Origin of the sequence: Bacillus salacetis (genome assembly GCF_003581585.1) — a bacterium.
GTDB lineage: Bacteria > Bacillota > Bacilli > Bacillales > Bacillaceae_B > Rossellomorea > Rossellomorea salacetis.
The window spans coordinates 46595-63489 of the sequence record NZ_QXIR01000022.1 but is presented as its reverse complement, the minus strand read 5'-3'; the positions used below and the strand labels follow the sequence as shown (position 1 = coordinate 63489).

Sequence of the window (16895 nt, the reverse complement as noted above, 5' to 3'; positions counted from 1 at the left end):
TTGTAAAGGAATTTACTTACGTAACGGCTAGCTATTATTGAATTGCACTTATACAAACTCTCAGTTCGAGTTTCATCATTTTGGAAAAGTCAAAGGCCTGATCCCGGCACGTAAGTGTAACGGGAATCAGGCCTTTTCTACTCTATAACTAGTTACTTGTCCACCAAACTTTAATCAATAGCGTGTGGATCCGCAGTGAAGTCTTTGACTACACCACTGGAAATATCTACTGCATACCGCCCATTTGTAGAGGTATGGTCAGAAAGTATGGTAGCATATCTGACAATGACTTTACCGTTTATCTCTCCATCGTAGGCAAGGAAGTGGTCCTCATCTTCTATGAAATCATCATATTTATTGCGCAGATAGTCCCTGACTAAGGAAATCGCTTTTTTCTGGTCTTTTTCAGGGGTATCTGTCTTAATTTCCCCATCCTCATTACCATTTTGGGCCTTAGCTTGATCTTTATTCTTTTGCTTGATTTTCTCAATTAACGTACTGATTTCTTCATCGCTGCGTGGTTCTATGTAAACCTGCTTTGTATTAGTGATAATATCTTTTGTATACTTTTCCATGGACGTATCGATCTGTTGATTGCTTGGCCAATGTGAAGGAATATTATATACATTAATCGTACCGTCCCCATTGCCGCTATAGGTCACAGTTCCATCTGCCATTGCCTTGCCGCCCAATGAAATGACTTCTTCCGGATAGTTGACGCTGTCATCATCATAAGGATTGACTTGATCTCCTGCCGGAATATGGGCAACATTCAATTCCTCTATATCTGCATTTCCCACGATCTGCAGCCAGACGCGGGCGTATTCTATTTCCTCAGCAGAATAACCGGACAGGGCGTCACTTTCCTTGGAATCTGCACTCTTGTTTTCATCTGATACTGTTTCATCATTGTTGGCAGTACTTACTTCCTCAGCATCGTTATTCGACTCATCGCCATGGTCATTCTCTTCTTCAGCAGCCTTATCTTGATTGCTGTTATTGGCATCATTTTGAGCTGACGAACTCCCGCAGGCGGATAAAAATAGAGTAACCAGAAAAACTGTCAGTAGAATCATCACGTTCTTGTTATTCATTTATTAAACTCCCTTTACCACTTATTGGTCATCACTGTTGAGTTTACCATAAATTATCATCTCAATCAGGCCACTCTAATCCATTACTTTAAATTCTATGTAGGGTTTCTCATCTTCCTTGTCTTTTGACCGGTAAAACTCTAAAACCGCTTTCTCGTACTCGTTTTCAGCACTGAAATTTTCTTTATAATTCCCGCCAATATAAATAGCACGATACTCATGGCCCTCTGCATCTATAATTTTCAGAAGTCCGGAAGTAAAGTGATCATCCAGCCCTGAGAAACGATCGGCGGCAGACAACCTGGCTGCTTCTTCACCTGCATCTGCTATCTTCATTTCAGTGTATCGCATGGTCTTATTGTCCATTTCTTCTCTCTTTAAAAGTGTACTTTCTGGAACAACTTCGTCCTGTGATACGTTCAGTGTCTCAAAAATAGTGGAGTCCCTGGAATCAGGAGAACACCCGGTTAGAAACAGAAATCCAACGACCACGATTACACACAAACTATATCGAATGTTGACGCCCCCTTTATGCATTAGACGAAAACCTGCGCGGGGAAGTTTCGGTATTTCGCAAATCCGCTTTGTGTTCAATGGACGGGAAATAAGGAAGGCAGGGGCAGCCCCTATGGCCATCAGCTTAAAAAAGGCCCAGGTACCAATTCACTTTTTTAACAGGGAGGAAATATTTAAGTTTACCAAAGAATGACTGGGGAGGCTGAATGATAGTGATTTTCTATAGCTATATAAGTTTTCACACAAAAAAAGTCCGATGATAAACCATCATCTGGACTAAGGTTTATTATTCTATTATATTTTTTGCAGGAGATTCCTTTTTCAATGTAAAATCATAGTCAATTTCATTTTCAAACATGGGGTCCAGGTAACTGGATTTTGAGTCACTGGCTGAAGCCGATTTAAAATCTTCAAATGAAGTAAATTCTTCTTCCTTCCACACCCAAAGGCCTGTTTTGCCCTTTTCTTTATGAAAGACATTTCTTCTCAGTTTATTATCATGATTCGTTGTGAAGTAATTGGCAATGTAAATACGAGATGGTCCGGCGGTCAGGATATTTCTTTCTATTACATTGTCTTTTAAGTCATGCTGTAATAACAGCTGCCCCCCTGCCAGCCCTTTCGTGTCATTTCGATAGATAATGTTATTTGTAATGGAGGAATTTATCGTTCCTCCCCGCTCTTCATCATATCCGCCAATCGATATGCCTGTATAATTGTTGTTATACACAATGTTCTCTATAATTTGGATGTTATCAGCATATTGTTTTGCATGCTCAGAGGTTGCCTCGATTCCGATATCACAATTATGAATAGTATTCTTATCAATCGTAATATTTTCCCCGCCATCCACATAAATTCCACCAGCATTGTAGTCTTCTCCATATGCCGGATTACCATATGAGGATATTTCATACACTTCATTATTATTTACGGTACCATTCCGAACGTAGTCAGCATTTGGATCGTTTGATATACCTTCATGACCAATTAAATCGATGCCAATATTATCGTTTCTGCGGACTATGTTATCTGAAACACTAAAGCCATCTATATTCCCATTAAGAACGAGGGATTCACTCCACCCGAGTTTCAAATCCTCTACTGTATTATTTACTATATTAATATCTTTCATCTGGCCAGTTCCGTATACAGCGATTCCATGTGCATTCCCATCTTCTGCATGCGTTTCGATTCTTCTTACAATGTTATTTTCTAACGTAATGTGGCTGCTTGAACCCGTTACATACACCCCGATTACAGTTTCATCCTTTAAGTCAGTAGTTAAATCCTGAATTGTGAGGCCGCTAATCGTGATGTGATTTTTGTTGTCTATGTTAACGAGGAAAGTATCCCCTTCCACATTCTTCAAATCTTCACCAGTAAGAACCACCTTGTCTTGATTGTAGGCCTTAAACGTGATTGGTCTTGATTTTGTTCCGCTATGCTTAACACTCAGCCTCTCTTTATAGGTGCCTTCTTTTATGTAAACAATCGTCCCAGGTCTTGCTTCTGAGGCAGCTTTCTTAAGTGTGCGATAGGGATTTGATTTAGTCCCTTCATTTTGGTCATTTCCATTTTTCGCAACGTATATTGATTTGTCATGAGCAGAACCTGTCCAATTAAGAGCCAAAACAATCAAAATAGCTGTTGCTGCCAAGAGGGAAAGCATCGTCTTTTTCATTTCATCATTCCTTGTAGGAGAGTTCGTAACGCTCGCTTCATACTAAAACATAAAAATTACCCTTAAATAATATGTCTATCTACTTTCTCACATCACCCTAATGATACCGTAATGGTAAAATATTTACTTTAAAAGTTGTTCCGTAATTTGAACAACAGCTTCACTTCAGATATAGATAAAAATAACAGCACAAGCATTTTAGATGGGATTCATGCCGGTTTCTTTACTTCGCATTTTAATCGTATCACTTCTCGCAGGACGACAGGTTGTCAGCGGAAAAATCCGTGTGTCAGAAACCATTGGCAAGCCGCTCATTCTTGAGGAGCGGCTTGTTTTTATTATGGCGGAGACAGTCCCGATTTAAAGACTTTCTCAGCCTGACATTATTGAATTGTTCAAAGCATAACCAAGCTTAATCCTCAGTGCTTTTTTCCGGAGTTAAAGCACTTATCAATCCAATCATGTTGGGCGGGATGCTGGCAATCAGGAAAAACCAGTTACCAGTAATGATCGATGTGATTGTAAAAATGATCAGTGAGATTGCTACGACAGAAATCCCGAATTTAACCCTGGACGGTTTCAAGGGCTCTGACATGTTCATGTTGATCGACAAAATTACGCCGGTAAATCCCCAGCTCGCAAAATGTACAAGAAGGATGACTCCCAGAACCATTGCTGTATTAAGTTCAACGCCGAATATCAGTAATGAAAAGAAAATATAGATTGCAGCAAGGGTGAAAAACCAGGAAATGGACCGGGCCTTTTGCCAAATATGTTCATATAATTCATCCAACCCGCCTTGCTTTGCGGCCATCCGCCTGCCAAACCACCAGCCTAATATACCAAGTATCGCTCCTCCATATAATCCTGCCGCCCCAGCTAGTTGTACTCCCATTATGATTCTCCCCCTTCTTCCAATATAAAGACCTCTTCAATTATGCAATCAAATACCTTTGAGATGTTGTATGCTAATTCGAGTGACGGGTTGTATTTTCCGGATTCGATGGCAATGATCGATTGTCTTGATACGCCGACCTTTATAGCCAGATCTTCCTGCGTCATCTTCGAATGTTTGCGGAGCTCTTTAATTCGATTTTTCAGTGTGCCCTCACCTCCAACACAATTGTAAAGTGCACTTTACAATTGCTTATATGTAAAGCTTACCTTACATTTTTTAAAATGTCAATTGCGCTTTACATTTTTATTTCGATGGTGGGACGGAGGGACAGGTTCCTTGTCCCGCCGAAAACGCGTCTATCTTCTACTATAAAGAGAATCGACTTGAAGGCTGATCAACTAATTTCGTATTTTCAGCAGGTGCATAGGAGTCAACACCATATAAGAATGATATGACAGTTCAGCCTCTTCCCCAGTTAAACAAACGTTTGATTAAGTCTAAACTCGATTGATTACAACCTAAACCAACTAAACTCCTTAACAAACCTCAATGGAACCATCCCAACAGGGCCATTCCGATGCTTGACCAGATTGATTTCCGTCTCCTGCCCAGTAAAATCCCGTTTATAATACGCCTCCCTGTAAAGAAACATCACGATGTCTGCGTCCTGTTCGATGCTGCCGGAGTCGCGGAGGTCGGACATCATCGGGCGTTTGTCCTGGCGCTGTTCGACTGAGCGGGACAGCTGGGACAGGAGGATGATTGGCACCTTGTACTGTTTTGCCATCTGCTTCAATTCCCTGGTGACAGCTCCTATTGCGAGGTCATGGCGTTCGAACCTGCCTTCAATCGGGATCAGCTGCAGGTAATCGATGACAACCAAACAAGGGGCATCTTCGTTTTCCCTTCTCGTCTTCTGGATCCTTGCGCGGATTTCGTCCAGGGTCAGCCTGCCTTGGTCATGAATATGCAAAGGCATATTGTAGCAGGCATCCAGTGCTTGATTCGCCTTCTGGATCTCTTTTACCGAGAAAACACGGGACGGATTCTGCCACTTGGATGCATCAATGCTGGCCATCCTGCTGATCATCCGCTGATAAAGCTGTACCTCGCTCATTTCGAGTGAAAAGAAATCGACAACGGCTCCGGTTGAGGCGGCATTATAGGCCAGATTCAGGACTAAGGCGGTCTTTCCCATCGACGGCCTTCCGGCAACAATGATCAGTTCCCCTGGTTTGAAGCCTCCCGTCAATCCATCAAGGGGTTCGTATCCGGAAGGAATGCCCCTGAGTACAGGCTCGGAATACAAGGACTCGAAGATCTCGGCCAACGCCTTGCCTGCTCCCTGCCCTCTCTCGATCCTGAGCTCCTGTGTCTCGACATATCTTTGATACATAGCCTCTGCCGTTTCAGCACTGGAGTGATTCAGGAAATGGACAGCCGCTTTCCGCATCTCCCTTAGCTGGTACGATTCCAGCACCACTTCCTGATAATGATCCAGCCCGCTCACGGAAGGACAGCAAAGGGAGATCTCCGTCAGATACGAAACCCCGCCGACATTTTCAATTTCAGCACCGAGAAGATTGACCACACTGAACGAATTGATTTCCAACCGGTCTCGCTGCAGATTCCTCATCGCTGTAAAAATCACCTGGTGGCGGCTCTGTGAAAAATGTTCCGGTTTCAGGATGATGTCGTTGATGGCGGCGGGCTCCAGGAAAACCGCGCCAAGCAGCATGCTTTCCGCTTCAAAAATCTCCTGCTGAGCAGCCCTTTCATCGGTTCCAAACAGGCTTAAATGTCGGTTTGACTCTCTTTGTTCCGTTTGCAAGGCGCTTCTCCCCCTCTCTCTTCCACATTTCCAGTTTGGCCAGGAACTCATTCGTTTCTTTTATCTGGCTGGCAGAAGAGCTTGGCTGCCTTTCCGCACGGTTCCTGATTTTCTTCTGCAGGGCCTTCTCGTAGTATGTAAATGACCTGATGGTGTCGTCACCATTTCGCTTCCGATAATCGGAGTCGATCGTCTCCATCCAGGACAGCAGGGTGTCCACGCCAACCTCCTCCTCGCAGATTTTTTCAATGGCACACAGTTCCTTAGGCGTGAGATAGAATCCAGAGTTTCGCAATTTCAAAAACGCTTCCGTGACCTTCTCGATCTTATTCTGCATATCCGGTTTGAAAGACGACTCCTCTCCTGCGCGGCCGCTCTCTTCTTCTTTCCCTTCTCTACCTTTCTTACATTCTTCTTTTTGTACCGCATTCGTATCCAGCTCGTCCGTCTGGGATTCCTCAGCCGTTCTACCGTTTTCAGGCAAAGAAAAATCACCTTCACTTCCGAGCAACGTGAACAAAGTGCCTCGGGGTGTTTCCTCCGTAGAGATGTACCCATACTTCTTCAACCGATCCACACTCGCTTTGATCGTACTCTTCGATGGGATTCGCAGATTGCCATTGTCCACATACTGCAAATCGTCAGCCAGCCACGAATAGGACCGCAAGTACTGCCCTCTATGCACCTTCACTTCTTCCACATAAATAAAATCCTTCTGCACTGCCCTGCAGCTCAGCAATAAAAATAGCCTCAAAGTAAGCGGGCTTCCCCAAATCGGACCTTCAATCATACTTCGTTCAAGCTTGATCCATCCTGTCATTTTTAAATTCCTCCCTGGATAATAGTTGTTTCACCTTTTATATAGAGAGTTGTTTTGGAAGGGGACACCCTTTTTTAAAAAACTTTCCCGGCACTTGGAACCAAGATTCAAATAATAGATGAGTAGAGTATTCATCCAAAATAATGAAATCAACCCAACTTAAAAACACCAAGAGGCAGCTCCCAAGGTAAGCTGCCTCTTATCCATAACCTCTTAATCAAACGTTTGATTAATAAGAAAATCCCCCTTCCCCATTGGAAGTTTTAGGAGAAGGAATTTCTTAGCTGCCCTTCTCATAGACATATAGTAAAAGAAGGGAGCTGGTCTCAATGCTTGCGTGGAGTGCTGTTATTGCGGCTGTCGCGTTTTCCATCCTCGTTGTTTATTTGATCCTGACACTACGGAAATTAATGTCTGCACTTGATGAAACGAAAGAGACATTACATGACGCCCGCTCAGCGGTGAACGGCATCACAGATGAAGCAGAAGAATTGATTCATTCAGCCAACCAGATATCAGCCGATGTCAAAGGAAAAATGAAAGCCGTTGATCCACTGATCGAGTCGGCGCAAGACGTAGGTGAAATGCTCCACAGTGTAACAAGCTCGGTGAAAAGAAAGACAATCGATAAGAGGAAACCGCAAACGATCGAAACACGGGACAGCAAGCCCGTCCAGATCAGATTAAAGTGAGGAACGGGAAGGAACCATGGGGATTGATTTCCATGGTTCTTTTTTTATATTAGGCGATTCAATTCTTTTACCTCTTTTTCATTCTTCGTACGGTACCTTCTAAAAAACAGTAGAAACAGCAGCTCGCCCCTGCTTAAAGATATCCACTATGGCAGTCCCTTGTATTGTGACGGACTCTGCAAACGCCAGGCTGTTATTGCTGAAATACTCACTTATCCTATCGTCACCCATCCATAAAGCCCGGCCTTCTTTGGTATTTGAAATAAAATATTCTCTATTCTTATAAACAAATTCTATCTCTCTTCCCTGTTCCAAATAAAACTGTAAATGTTGAAAGCTGATCCTTTCACCAGATGGAACATCCCCGTACTCTGGACTTTTCATGAACATCACTCCGCTACTCTACTTTCCAGCCGCCAATCACGTTCCCACCTTTATGCACAACATACTCCTCAAACATATTGGCAACCGTACAAGCATGATTCGGAATAATCTCTACCTTATCATTCAATTTTAAGGAAGTATCTCCTGAGACCACTCCAACTCCATGCTCTTCTGACAACCGTTCAATCGTTACTTCCGGATGGCCGACAACATGCCCGAAGCCTTTAACGGTCTCGTTTCCATGGGCGCCTTTGTCGAGGCAAAGTGTTTTGCTCCCTGTGTCAAAGACAATTCGATCTGGATAGACGCCACTGACGGAGGCCAATACGGTCAGCGCACAGTTTTCCAGGGTTGTCACACCCAAACCCGCTTGGATGGCATCAAAGAACACTGCGTTTCCCGGCCTGATTTCTGTGATTCCCGGTACCTTTCCAGAAATTTTGTAAGTCGGTGTGGACCCGACGCTTCTTACAGGAATCGGAATCCCCGCTTTCTCGCATTCTTCTGCACTTTCGACGACGGCCTTCCCTTCCCGGAGACCGATCCGCTCAATCTCCGCGCAGCTTGAGGCAGCATAGGAATGTCCGGCGTGGGTTAGAATACCGCCCAGCTTCAACTTGGAATGTGACATGATTTTTTCCGCCAATAGCAAGGCATCCCTGCCCGGTTCCACTCCGCACCTGTTCAACCCTGAATTGACTTTGATCCATACTTCCAGCGTAAAAGGAGTGTGCTCAAGTTCTTGCTGCAGATAGCTCAGCTGTTCTGCGCTGTCTGCCATTACTTTCAGTTTTATGCCTTGCTGTAAAAGTTTTATCAGTCTCTTGATCTTCTGAGGACTTGAAATTGGATAAGCGATCAGGATGTCCTTGATCCCGCCGGCTGCCATCGCTTCTGCTTCCGGGATGGTCGCGGTGGTGATCCCGACAGCCCCCGCTTGCAGCTGCAGTTTGGCAATATCGACGGATTTATGTGTTTTGATATGAGGACGGTACGAAAGATTGTGCTCCTTCGCAAAACTGGCAATCTCGTTTATATTTTTCAACAGCTTCTGATAATCCAGCAGCAATGTCGGCGTGTCAAGTGCTGTCATTGATGTCATGCATCATTCCTCCTCAAGTTGTGTCTCTTTTTCTAATTCAACTGTTGTACTATAACTCCTTCTTCATTGACCGGATTAGTTCTGCCATTCTTTTGGGATTTCAAAAGGCTTTCTCCCATTAATACATACAGGGTGATTTTACTATTTACCTACGGTGTGGCCAGCAGCCTGATCCTGAAGAATTCCCCGCCCTATTCCTTCTCAAATATGTAATTATCTGTTTAATTTCCCACGATAGGGTACATAGGGCAAAAGGGGGAATGACGAATGAAGAAAATAACCAGGATAGTCGGATTGGCTTCCATAGCTTTTCTGCTGGCAAGCTGCCAAAACTCTGAGAATGGGGCAGCTGATCAAGATGCCGAAACGGTTGATGAAAGCTCTCAGGATGCAGGCACTTCAGAGGATACGGACGAAATGGAAACCGAGGGAACCAGTGAGGAAGACAATACTGAGAAAGAGGACATGGAAGAGGGCTCCACTAATGAAGACGGTGATGATAACTCTGACACCTATGGAGGAGCACAAATCACCCCTAATTACTTCATCGGCTCACACTCATATGATACAGGAACCGAGTTTCTGACAGCGTACACTATTGAACGTAAAGAAGAGGAATACATTTCACCTGAAGAAAGGCTAAAGACGTCTCTTATCGAAAACGATCCTTCTGAACAAGAGATCCTTGGCTCCTTTACTGAAATATCCGTAGATGGGGCAAAGCTTCAGGTCCATTTTACTGAAGAAGGAAATCAGTTATCCACAACTTCTGCACAGACGACTCTATTCTATGACTCCTTGGTCGGAATCACCGCTTTGTATGGGATTGAAGAAATTACTTTTACCAATCCCGATGGCGAGGAAGACATCATTGTAGCGCAAAGTCCGATTGATAAGCCTATCATCGTCAAAGACGAAAGAGGACTAACGCGCGGGTACTATACGATTTACGACAAAGACACAGAGCAGACTCTGTTCCTGCCTGGCGGGGACTTAGATGAGCAGGTTGAGAATGAAAACGGAGAGCCCCTATCCTTCCCGGAGACGGTAGAAGCGATGGGCGCAGTGGATCGTGAAGATGCGTTTTACTCTTCTGCCATTGTAGAAGGATTGGAAGTCGTGAGCGCTTCACTTGAAAACGGCAATGCGACTGTTCAATATACGATGGATGAGGAGAGTATCACAGAAGCGGACAGGACTGTGTTTGAAAACGCCATGCAGCTTGCCGCACTTGACTTTAATGCATGGGAGATTCGTTTAGTGAACGATACGGCACAGGAAATCAGGACGTATCCGTTGGTGGGACAGTAAATGTTGATAAAGGCAGATGGACCTTCAAAAGGTCTGTCTGCCTTTCTACTTTATAAAGAGACAGAGCGGAACCATAATCATTCCTTCAATTCATTCTTTTGAATTATGACAGCGAGACGATGGTCCCCTGTACCATTTGGAAAACAATAATACGAACCGTATACTATCCATTTGTCGACGTATTTGTGAGCGCCAATTAAAATGAAACAATTCATGCTTATTTAAATGACACACACTACTGGGAATGACCCTCAAACAAAGTCTCGTTTAAACTGAAAAGGGACCAAATATACAGTTTATTGAATAAAAATATGTAGAGGGTCTTTTATATATTTTTGTTATTGATTACGCCCCGTTAGCTTAATATAGCATGGTCAAGAATCTAGCTCAATTTGTGTAATTTTAGGTTGGTGTTTTGAAATTATATCTACTCTATGTTCAATACAAGCTAATGAGTAATGAGTTTTCTCACTTAAAAGAGAAGACCCTAATTCTCTTTGTATAGAATTCAAAAAATCAGACTTATCATAAATCCGAAATATCTCACCTCGAAATACTTCATTAGCATTCCAGTTGGTAAAGTCATCGTAAATAACGGAGTAGGTAACATAATTTTCAAAGTCAATTTGCAAAGCCTCCACTTTGCTATCAGGGTGAGGAAAAATGAGTAAATCCGTTGGGTTATTACTTTTATTTACGATTATTCTCAATTTCACTTCATTGGTTCTCGGTTCCTGAATACTTTCGAAAGAGATATAACAACCATATATTTTCAATAACTCTTCATAATTCATTTTTTCCTCCTTTTTTGTAGTCCATCTTCAACTATTCTGCCCTATAACGGAATAAAGAAAAATCTCAAGACCGTTTAAGTGATCTTCATTTTTTCCTTGATGATTGAATAAAACATAATTTGTTACTGCTGCTTTGCTTTTCAAACATCTACTTTTTGTTTTTTTCTCTATGCCTTCTTACTTTTGCGATTGTCCCACAAGCTCTACCCGTCGGACTGTTTTTATTCATGCTACACCATTTTTTAGTATTGCTCTTTGATTTATCAAAGAAGAAATATTTGCAATCAGGACAGCTTTTAATTCTGTTGATATCCCCATCCTCGATTGTTTCTAATGTTGAGATTAATATCTGATCTATTACACTTTCTTTGGATGGAGCAGAAAAACCCAACTTGAACTTTCCCATAGCGTGTGAGACTCTTGGTACTATTTTTCTGACTATCAACCATTCATTTATCATCTCTTGCAAATCTGTTTGTAAACTACTTCTTAAATCACTTCTAAACTTTCGGACCTCGTCTAAAGAATCAATGCTATTGGTTAACTCTAGATGAGTTTGTATAAACTGTTGAAGTGCTTGGGGAGTAGATAAATTCTCAAACGGGACTCTATCCCTATTTGAAATCTCCCATGTGTTTAAAAAGGAGAGAACTGTTTCAATATTTTTATTCATGGAATTACCCCTTAACTTAAGTTGCCATCAGTAAAATTATACCATATAATAAACGTAACCATCAAAACAAATAGAAGGTTACAAAATGAAGGAGGGAAAATAATGACCAAGGATATTAAAGTTACACTATCTTCTGCATTTTTATTAAACTTTGCCGGATTTGCAGTTTTTTCATTCCTTGCTGTTTACCTGTCCAATACTTTACATTTGTCCGCTGTAGAGTCTGGTACAGTTCTATCAATATTGACATTATCATCACGATTGTTGCCTTTTATCACCGGTAGTATTGGTGATAAATATGGTTTCAAAAGAGCAATGGGAATAGGGCTCATATTAAGGGGACTTGGTTTTACCGCACTTGCTTTTTCCTCCAATTTTCTCAGTGTATCTTTATCCGCTTTTTTTATTGGAATTGGCGCTGCATTTTATGAACCCTCTGCTTTAGCATACTTCTCAAATGAAAAAAATTTAGATTTGCGTAAAAAGCATTTTATTTATTTAAACTTAGCTCTTAATGGAGGCGCAATAATTGGTCCGTTATTGGGCGGGGTTCTTTTGTTAATAGATCCGAGAGTACCGTTTCTGATCAGTGCATTCATTTTCTTCATGTTATATATTGTTCAATTCATAACACTTAGCAACGCCAATAAGGAGGAGCGACAAGACAACGTCTCATTCATTAAAGGATTTAGGCAAGTTGCTCGAAACAAAAGTTTCCTCTTATTCTGTTTATCAATGACCTTCTTTTGGTTTATGTTTGCTCAGTTAACCGTGGGAATTCCACTCCATATTTATAACCTAACAAATAACGAGGGCTTTGTTTCTCTAGTCATAACAATCAATGCATTAACTGGATTAATTTTAATGTACTTTCTTAAAAATCATTTTATCCGAACTTCGCATTATACTTTGTTGATTACTGGCAAGATCACCATGATAACTTCATTGTTCTTAATGGGCATATACTCAAATTCCTACTGGGTTTTCTTCTGCGTCATCATTTTTACCATTGGGGAAACTTTCGTCTTGCCCTCTTCAGATATAGCTGTCGGGGATTTTATTGAGAAAAGATACCATGGAACTTTCTACGGGTTTTTTGATTTATCATTTGCAATAGGAGCCACAATAGGGAATTATTCAGGAGTCCTTTTGCTGCAAAGGTTTCCAAACTCTTTTATCCCCTGGCTTATTTTCTCGTCGATTGGTGCAATTGGCTTTTTTACTTTGAGATTACTACTTGAAAGGAAAAAAGTGATTACTATTAATGAGGATTCAATAAAAGTATAAGTTACTGAGGTAAATTCACTTTAAAGAGCGTTTACTACGGCAGTATCGTTGTTCCGTTAAATGGCCCGTTTGTTGAATAAAAGCTTTACCCCGGAGACTTATAAAATAACGGCATATGCATTTTAGAAGTTTATCCTTGTAATCGGTATGTTAAGCCTTTGCACCTTACCTACTATCCGAAGGAAAGTTTTCAATTGAAAAAACTGTGTGTCATTTTATCAAGCAAAAACTTTTGTATCTAATCCAGCGGCACAGTATTTTTGTACACATTCTAAATGCTCAGCAATTTATATTATAGTTGTTATAACAATTATAATGAGGAGGGGATCTTTTGGAACAATTCGAAAGAAAAGTCACTAAGATCGGAAATAGTTATGGAATAACTCTTCCTGCTAAGTTGCTTAAACAAGTCGGCTTAGCACAAGGGGATAATGTTCAAGGTGAGGTGAAGGATGGAAAGATTGTTTTGAGAAAAAAGGAACAGGCAACACTTCCAGAAGGGGTGGATGCTGAGTTCATGAACATTTTGAATGAAGTTATTACAGAACATGATAAAGCATTTAAGGGATTAGTGAATAGATAGTGGATGAGATCATGTTTCTAACTAAATATCAGGTGATTGCCATTAATGCAGTGCAAATCCGTCTTTATTCTCCAAAGGAGCCAATGGGGATAAAAGACCAAGGATTACTTGAATAAGCTTTTAACCGTCCTAAACAATCGGTATTTGGTAGCGATGCTTACCACACTATGCACATGTTAACATCAGTGGAGAAACCATGGGCCATTGGGACAGATAATTCGTAAAGATCCACTGTCCCAGTCTTAAACGGAACACGGGCTGCAGACCAATGTTCCCAAAAAACTCATTCAACTCAAAGTGTTACTTCCATAGAAGTACTTGCTCCCCTAAACAGTGATGACCCTTCTAACTATACAAGAATTCCCTGTTCCTTAATTCACAGAGAAAAATCAACCTTAATATCCTCTTTGCTTCTCTTTGTTTGTGTAACAAGAAACTCATAGAGTTCTTCATTGTCTTGATTTTTCAATATGTCCCTGAATTTTTCCAGGTGCCCTTCATACCCTTTAAAGTACTCACTCTGATAGGACTGATTATTATAGATTCTCAAATATTCTTGATAATCTTTTGCTGCCAGCCTTGCCTCGATTTGGACTATTACCTCTTTCCAATTGTTCAGGCGTTTTGAATGGAGAGGCTTCTTCACACCAGCCTCCTTCTGTTCTTCCTCTTTGATCTGCCCGATAAATTGCTCAACTTCTACCTTCGCCTCAAAGAGTTCATGCCGATTCAGTTTAGGAAGATCAGGCAGAATGACTGTCTTGTACTGGTGAAAGCGAGTTTTGCGAAAATGGACTTTTGCCGGATCGAGCTTTGCCTCTTTTCGATTTTTCAGGAAGTCATTTGCCATTTTGCCGGCACTCCCCGCAGCAGTGACTCCCTTAGCTATCTTGGGTCCGTGCTCCTTCACAAACTTGGCAGCTCTGGGGCCGTGGGTTTTAGCTAATTTTATGATTGGCTTTATTGGAATCTTCGCCATTGTACTCACCTCTTAAGGACTTATTTTCAAAACGTTCTGAAAGGTTCTATTAGTACTATTATAGGTTGGCGGTATTTTGGATACAAGGTGAATGTACCGAAGGGATGTGACAATGGCGCTTTTGGCTCCTTTTTCGGCGGAAACGTACACTCTTTCGGCGCTTTCTATCCACTTTTCGGCGGTAACGCACTCTCTTTCGGCGCTTTTCACTGGGTTATCGACCAAACGACATATTTCGACACACTACCGACAAGAGGCAACAAGAAAAACCTGGCATGAAATGCTTTGCCAGGTTAGAGTTCACTATTTTGTATATTATAAATGACTCAGTGCCTCTTTCACACCAGTCGATCCGCTCACGACCTGAAACTCTTTCCCAATCGTCGAATCATCATCCAGGACTCCAAAAAGAACCTGCGCCACATCTTCACGCGGTACGTCTCCTCGTTCCACTTCCTCGGCGATTTGCACTTTGCCTGTTCCGTCCTCATTGGTCAGCCTGCCCGGATGGACGATTGTGTAATCCAGGTCGGTTCCCCGCAGCCAGACATCAGCATAGTGCTTGGCCACAACATAAGGGGCGAAGGATTCTGGTGCTTCCTGTATCGCTTGGCGGGTTGTATCGTATGAGCTGACCATGACAAACCGCTTCACACCAGCTTTTTCAGCTGCCTTAATTGTTTTTACCGCACCGTCCAAATCAATCATGAGGGTTTTGTCAGCTCCAGTGTTCGGGCCGGATCCGGCTGTAAAGACGATGGCGTCGACTCCTTCTGCCGCTTTTGCGATATCTTCAATTTCTCCTTCGAGATCGACAATGGCCGTTTCTGCACCAAGTGATTCGAAGTGAGAAGCCTGCTCCTGCTTGCGTATCATCGCTCTCGCCGTATGGCTGCCGCTGTCCTGAATCAGTCCGACTAACTGCTTTCCGATTTGTCCGTTTGCTCCAACAACTAATGTTTTCATTATATCCACCCTTTCTTATTTCTTTTATAGGATTATCGTATAGTGTACGGGGGCTTCATGTCTAATGAGCTGTTTGTTGAAGTTTTTTTGTATGAGGTTGTTTTTTTGATCTTGGCTCAATTTAACCTTTTTGAGTTTGACTCACTTTCACTCTGCAAGAGCCAATATGCTAAAAAGTTTTCCCTACTTCGTAGTGAGGCATTTAAATAAAAACCAGCCAAGCAGTTTACTTCTGCTTGGCTGGTTTTAAGCTGAAATTTTTCCCCTCAGTGTCCGGACTGCCTACGAAAAGGTATCTCTTATCATTGTGCTCAAATCCTTACTGCTTCTTCCCCACGTCAGCACACCCAGGAGTCCGGCAATTCCAAGTATCAGCCAAATAACGCTCTCTGTTGTAGAGCCGGCATTCAGGAAACCGGTGAAGAATCCGAAAAGCACGAGCGCCAATAATGTTGCTCTTAGTATCAATGTACCCCTCCTTTTTCTTAAATTAGTTGATTTTACCCTGGTGAAATTGAATTAAACGAAAAAAGCCTGCCTCCAAAACGTGGAGGTCAGGCCCTTATGTCTCTATTAAAATTTATTCCATTTCAGCACATCATCAAGAGGAAGACGTGTTTTCTCGAAACCGGCTTTGGTTCCTTTTCCTAGTGAGATCAGCATGATTGGTTCGTAAGTTTCCGGAACATTGAAGGCTTCCATGAATTTAGCTTCGTCGTAACCGCCCATTGGCACAGTATCGTAGCCTTTTGCTTTGGCTGCGAGCATTAGTTGATTGGCAACGATTCCGCCGTCAATGTGGGCGATCTTCGTTTGGCGCTCTTTCGGGAAGTTTCCGTAGTTTTCCATGATGCTGTTTACGTACATTTCTTTTACTTCCTGCGGCATGTTGCCTCTTTCAGCAATCTGGCTGTAGATGCGGTCTGCATTTTTGTATGCTTCACGATCGCCAAGCACTGCGATGACCACGGAAGCATCCACGATTTGCTGCTGGTTGTTGGCGATCGGCAGCAAGCGTTCTTTTTCCTTCTGGTCTTCAATCACTAAGAATCTCCATGATTGCAGGTTGCTGGATGATGGCGCCTGTGTGGCTGTTTCCAGCAGCTCTCTGATTTCACTTTCTTCTATTTTAAACTCAGGATCATATTGGCGGACTGAACGGCGTTCCCTCGCCACTGTCAAAAAGTCCGTATCCTCCAGTTGCTTGGGAGCTTCTGTTCTCGTATCAAGTTCTTTTGCTTTATTTAAATATTCTTCTTTGCTCATTGTTTTATCAGACAT

Annotated in this window: 20 protein-coding genes; 5 read left to right on the top strand and 15 right to left on the bottom strand. The window is 42.2% G+C overall.

All coding sequences use genetic code 11. The annotated features are described in order from the left end of the window. Nucleotides 1-170: 170 nt before the first annotated feature. The 3 genes from D3H55_RS15505 to D3H55_RS15495 form a co-directional block, all read right to left on the bottom strand. Entirely contained in the window at nt 171-1094 is a 924-nt protein-coding gene (locus D3H55_RS15505) for a YdeJ family lipoprotein (RefSeq protein WP_205685494.1), read from the bottom strand. A 75-nt stretch (nt 1095-1169) separates the two neighbouring features. Beyond that, complete coding sequence (locus D3H55_RS15500) at nt 1170-1730, bottom strand: hypothetical protein (RefSeq protein ID WP_168413123.1); 561 nt, start codon at nt 1728-1730, stop codon at nt 1170-1172. A 166-nt stretch (nt 1731-1896) separates the two neighbouring features. After that, the gene (locus tag D3H55_RS15495; RefSeq protein WP_119548228.1) at nt 1897-3294 is read right to left on the bottom strand and encodes a right-handed parallel beta-helix repeat-containing protein; all 1398 of its coding nucleotides are present in this window, start codon (nt 3292-3294) and stop codon (nt 1897-1899) included. 202 nt (nt 3295-3496) lie between these two features. Here D3H55_RS15495 and D3H55_RS24400 point away from each other — a divergent pair, with 202 nt between their 5' ends. Next, a complete protein-coding gene (locus D3H55_RS24400) occupies nt 3497-3658 on the top strand; it encodes a hypothetical protein (RefSeq protein WP_168413122.1) in 162 nt (53 codons plus the stop codon). A 48-nt stretch (nt 3659-3706) separates the two neighbouring features. On the opposite strand, the gene D3H55_RS15490 is transcribed toward D3H55_RS24400, so the two are convergent. The 4 genes from D3H55_RS15490 to D3H55_RS15475 all read right to left on the bottom strand — a co-directional run bounded on the left by D3H55_RS15490 (nt 3707) and on the right by D3H55_RS15475 (nt 6843). Then, the gene (locus tag D3H55_RS15490) at nt 3707-4189 is read right to left on the bottom strand and encodes a hypothetical protein (RefSeq protein WP_119548227.1); all 483 of its coding nucleotides are present in this window, start codon (nt 4187-4189) and stop codon (nt 3707-3709) included. Next, nucleotides 4189-4395 (bottom strand): helix-turn-helix transcriptional regulator, encoded by a 207-nt coding sequence (locus tag D3H55_RS15485; protein WP_119548226.1) that lies wholly within the window; start codon nt 4393-4395, stop codon nt 4189-4191. The genes D3H55_RS15490 and D3H55_RS15485 overlap by 1 nt, the downstream gene beginning before the upstream one ends. Nucleotides 4396-4703: 308 nt before the next feature. After that, nucleotides 4704-6023: a replicative DNA helicase gene (locus D3H55_RS15480; RefSeq protein ID WP_240628603.1), complete on the bottom strand. Its 1320-nt coding sequence runs from the start codon at nt 6021-6023 to the stop codon at nt 4704-4706. Continuing rightward, a complete protein-coding gene (locus tag D3H55_RS15475; protein WP_119548224.1) occupies nt 5968-6843 on the bottom strand; it encodes a DNA helicase in 876 nt (291 codons plus the stop codon). Before D3H55_RS15475 ends, D3H55_RS15480 begins: the two co-directional genes overlap by 56 nt. 329 nt (nt 6844-7172) lie before the next feature. On the opposite strand from D3H55_RS15475, the gene D3H55_RS15470 reads away from it, so the two are divergent. Then, the gene (locus D3H55_RS15470; protein ID WP_119548223.1) at nt 7173-7535 is read left to right on the top strand and encodes a DUF948 domain-containing protein; all 363 of its coding nucleotides are present in this window, start codon (nt 7173-7175) and stop codon (nt 7533-7535) included. A 99-nt stretch (nt 7536-7634) separates the two neighbouring features. Here D3H55_RS15470 and D3H55_RS15465 read toward each other — a convergent pair whose 3' ends face one another. Continuing rightward, on the bottom strand, nt 7635-7919 hold the full coding sequence (locus D3H55_RS15465) for a hypothetical protein (protein WP_119548222.1): 285 nt from the start codon (nt 7917-7919) through the stop codon (nt 7635-7637). 13 nt (nt 7920-7932) lie between these two features. Continuing rightward, nucleotides 7933-9021 carry a D-TA family PLP-dependent enzyme gene (locus D3H55_RS15460; protein WP_119548221.1) on the bottom strand — a complete coding sequence of 363 codons (1089 nt, stop codon included), beginning with the start codon at nt 9019-9021 and terminating at the stop codon, nt 7933-7935. Between the two features lie 267 nt (nt 9022-9288). Between D3H55_RS15460 and D3H55_RS15455 the strand changes: the two genes are divergently transcribed. Further along, nucleotides 9289-10332, top strand: a complete 1044-nt coding sequence (locus D3H55_RS15455) for a hypothetical protein (protein WP_119548220.1) — start codon at nt 9289-9291, stop codon at nt 10330-10332. A gap of 374 nt (nt 10333-10706) precedes the next feature. Here D3H55_RS15455 and D3H55_RS15450 read toward each other — a convergent pair whose 3' ends face one another. Both D3H55_RS15450 and D3H55_RS15445 read right to left on the bottom strand, forming a co-directional pair. Further along, on the bottom strand, nt 10707-11126 hold the full coding sequence (locus D3H55_RS15450; protein ID WP_119548219.1) for a hypothetical protein: 420 nt from the start codon (nt 11124-11126) through the stop codon (nt 10707-10709). A gap of 148 nt (nt 11127-11274) precedes the next feature. After that, a complete protein-coding gene (locus tag D3H55_RS15445; protein WP_119548218.1) occupies nt 11275-11799 on the bottom strand; it encodes a CGNR zinc finger domain-containing protein in 525 nt (174 codons plus the stop codon). 102 nt (nt 11800-11901) lie between these two features. Between D3H55_RS15445 and D3H55_RS15440 the strand changes: the two genes are divergently transcribed. Beyond that, a complete protein-coding gene (locus tag D3H55_RS15440) occupies nt 11902-13086 on the top strand; it encodes an MFS transporter (RefSeq protein WP_119548217.1) in 1185 nt (394 codons plus the stop codon). 331 nt (nt 13087-13417) lie between these two features. After that, on the top strand, nt 13418-13669 hold the full coding sequence (locus D3H55_RS15435; protein WP_119548216.1) for an AbrB/MazE/SpoVT family DNA-binding domain-containing protein: 252 nt from the start codon (nt 13418-13420) through the stop codon (nt 13667-13669). A 376-nt stretch (nt 13670-14045) separates the two neighbouring features. Here the strand turns inward: D3H55_RS15435 and D3H55_RS15430 are convergent, their stop codons facing one another. The 4 genes from D3H55_RS15430 to D3H55_RS15415 form a co-directional block, all read right to left on the bottom strand. Beyond that, on the bottom strand, nt 14046-14648 hold the full coding sequence (locus tag D3H55_RS15430) for a hypothetical protein (RefSeq protein ID WP_119548215.1): 603 nt from the start codon (nt 14646-14648) through the stop codon (nt 14046-14048). 315 nt (nt 14649-14963) lie between these two features. Then, nucleotides 14964-15614: an SDR family oxidoreductase gene (locus tag D3H55_RS15425; RefSeq protein ID WP_119548214.1), complete on the bottom strand. Its 651-nt coding sequence runs from the start codon at nt 15612-15614 to the stop codon at nt 14964-14966. A 282-nt stretch (nt 15615-15896) separates the two neighbouring features. Continuing rightward, nucleotides 15897-16082 (bottom strand): hypothetical protein, encoded by a 186-nt coding sequence (locus D3H55_RS15420; RefSeq protein WP_119548213.1) that lies wholly within the window; start codon nt 16080-16082, stop codon nt 15897-15899. Nucleotides 16083-16187: 105 nt separating this feature from the next. Further along, nucleotides 16188-16895: a nitroreductase family protein gene (locus tag D3H55_RS15415; RefSeq protein WP_119548212.1), complete on the bottom strand. Its 708-nt coding sequence runs from the start codon at nt 16893-16895 to the stop codon at nt 16188-16190.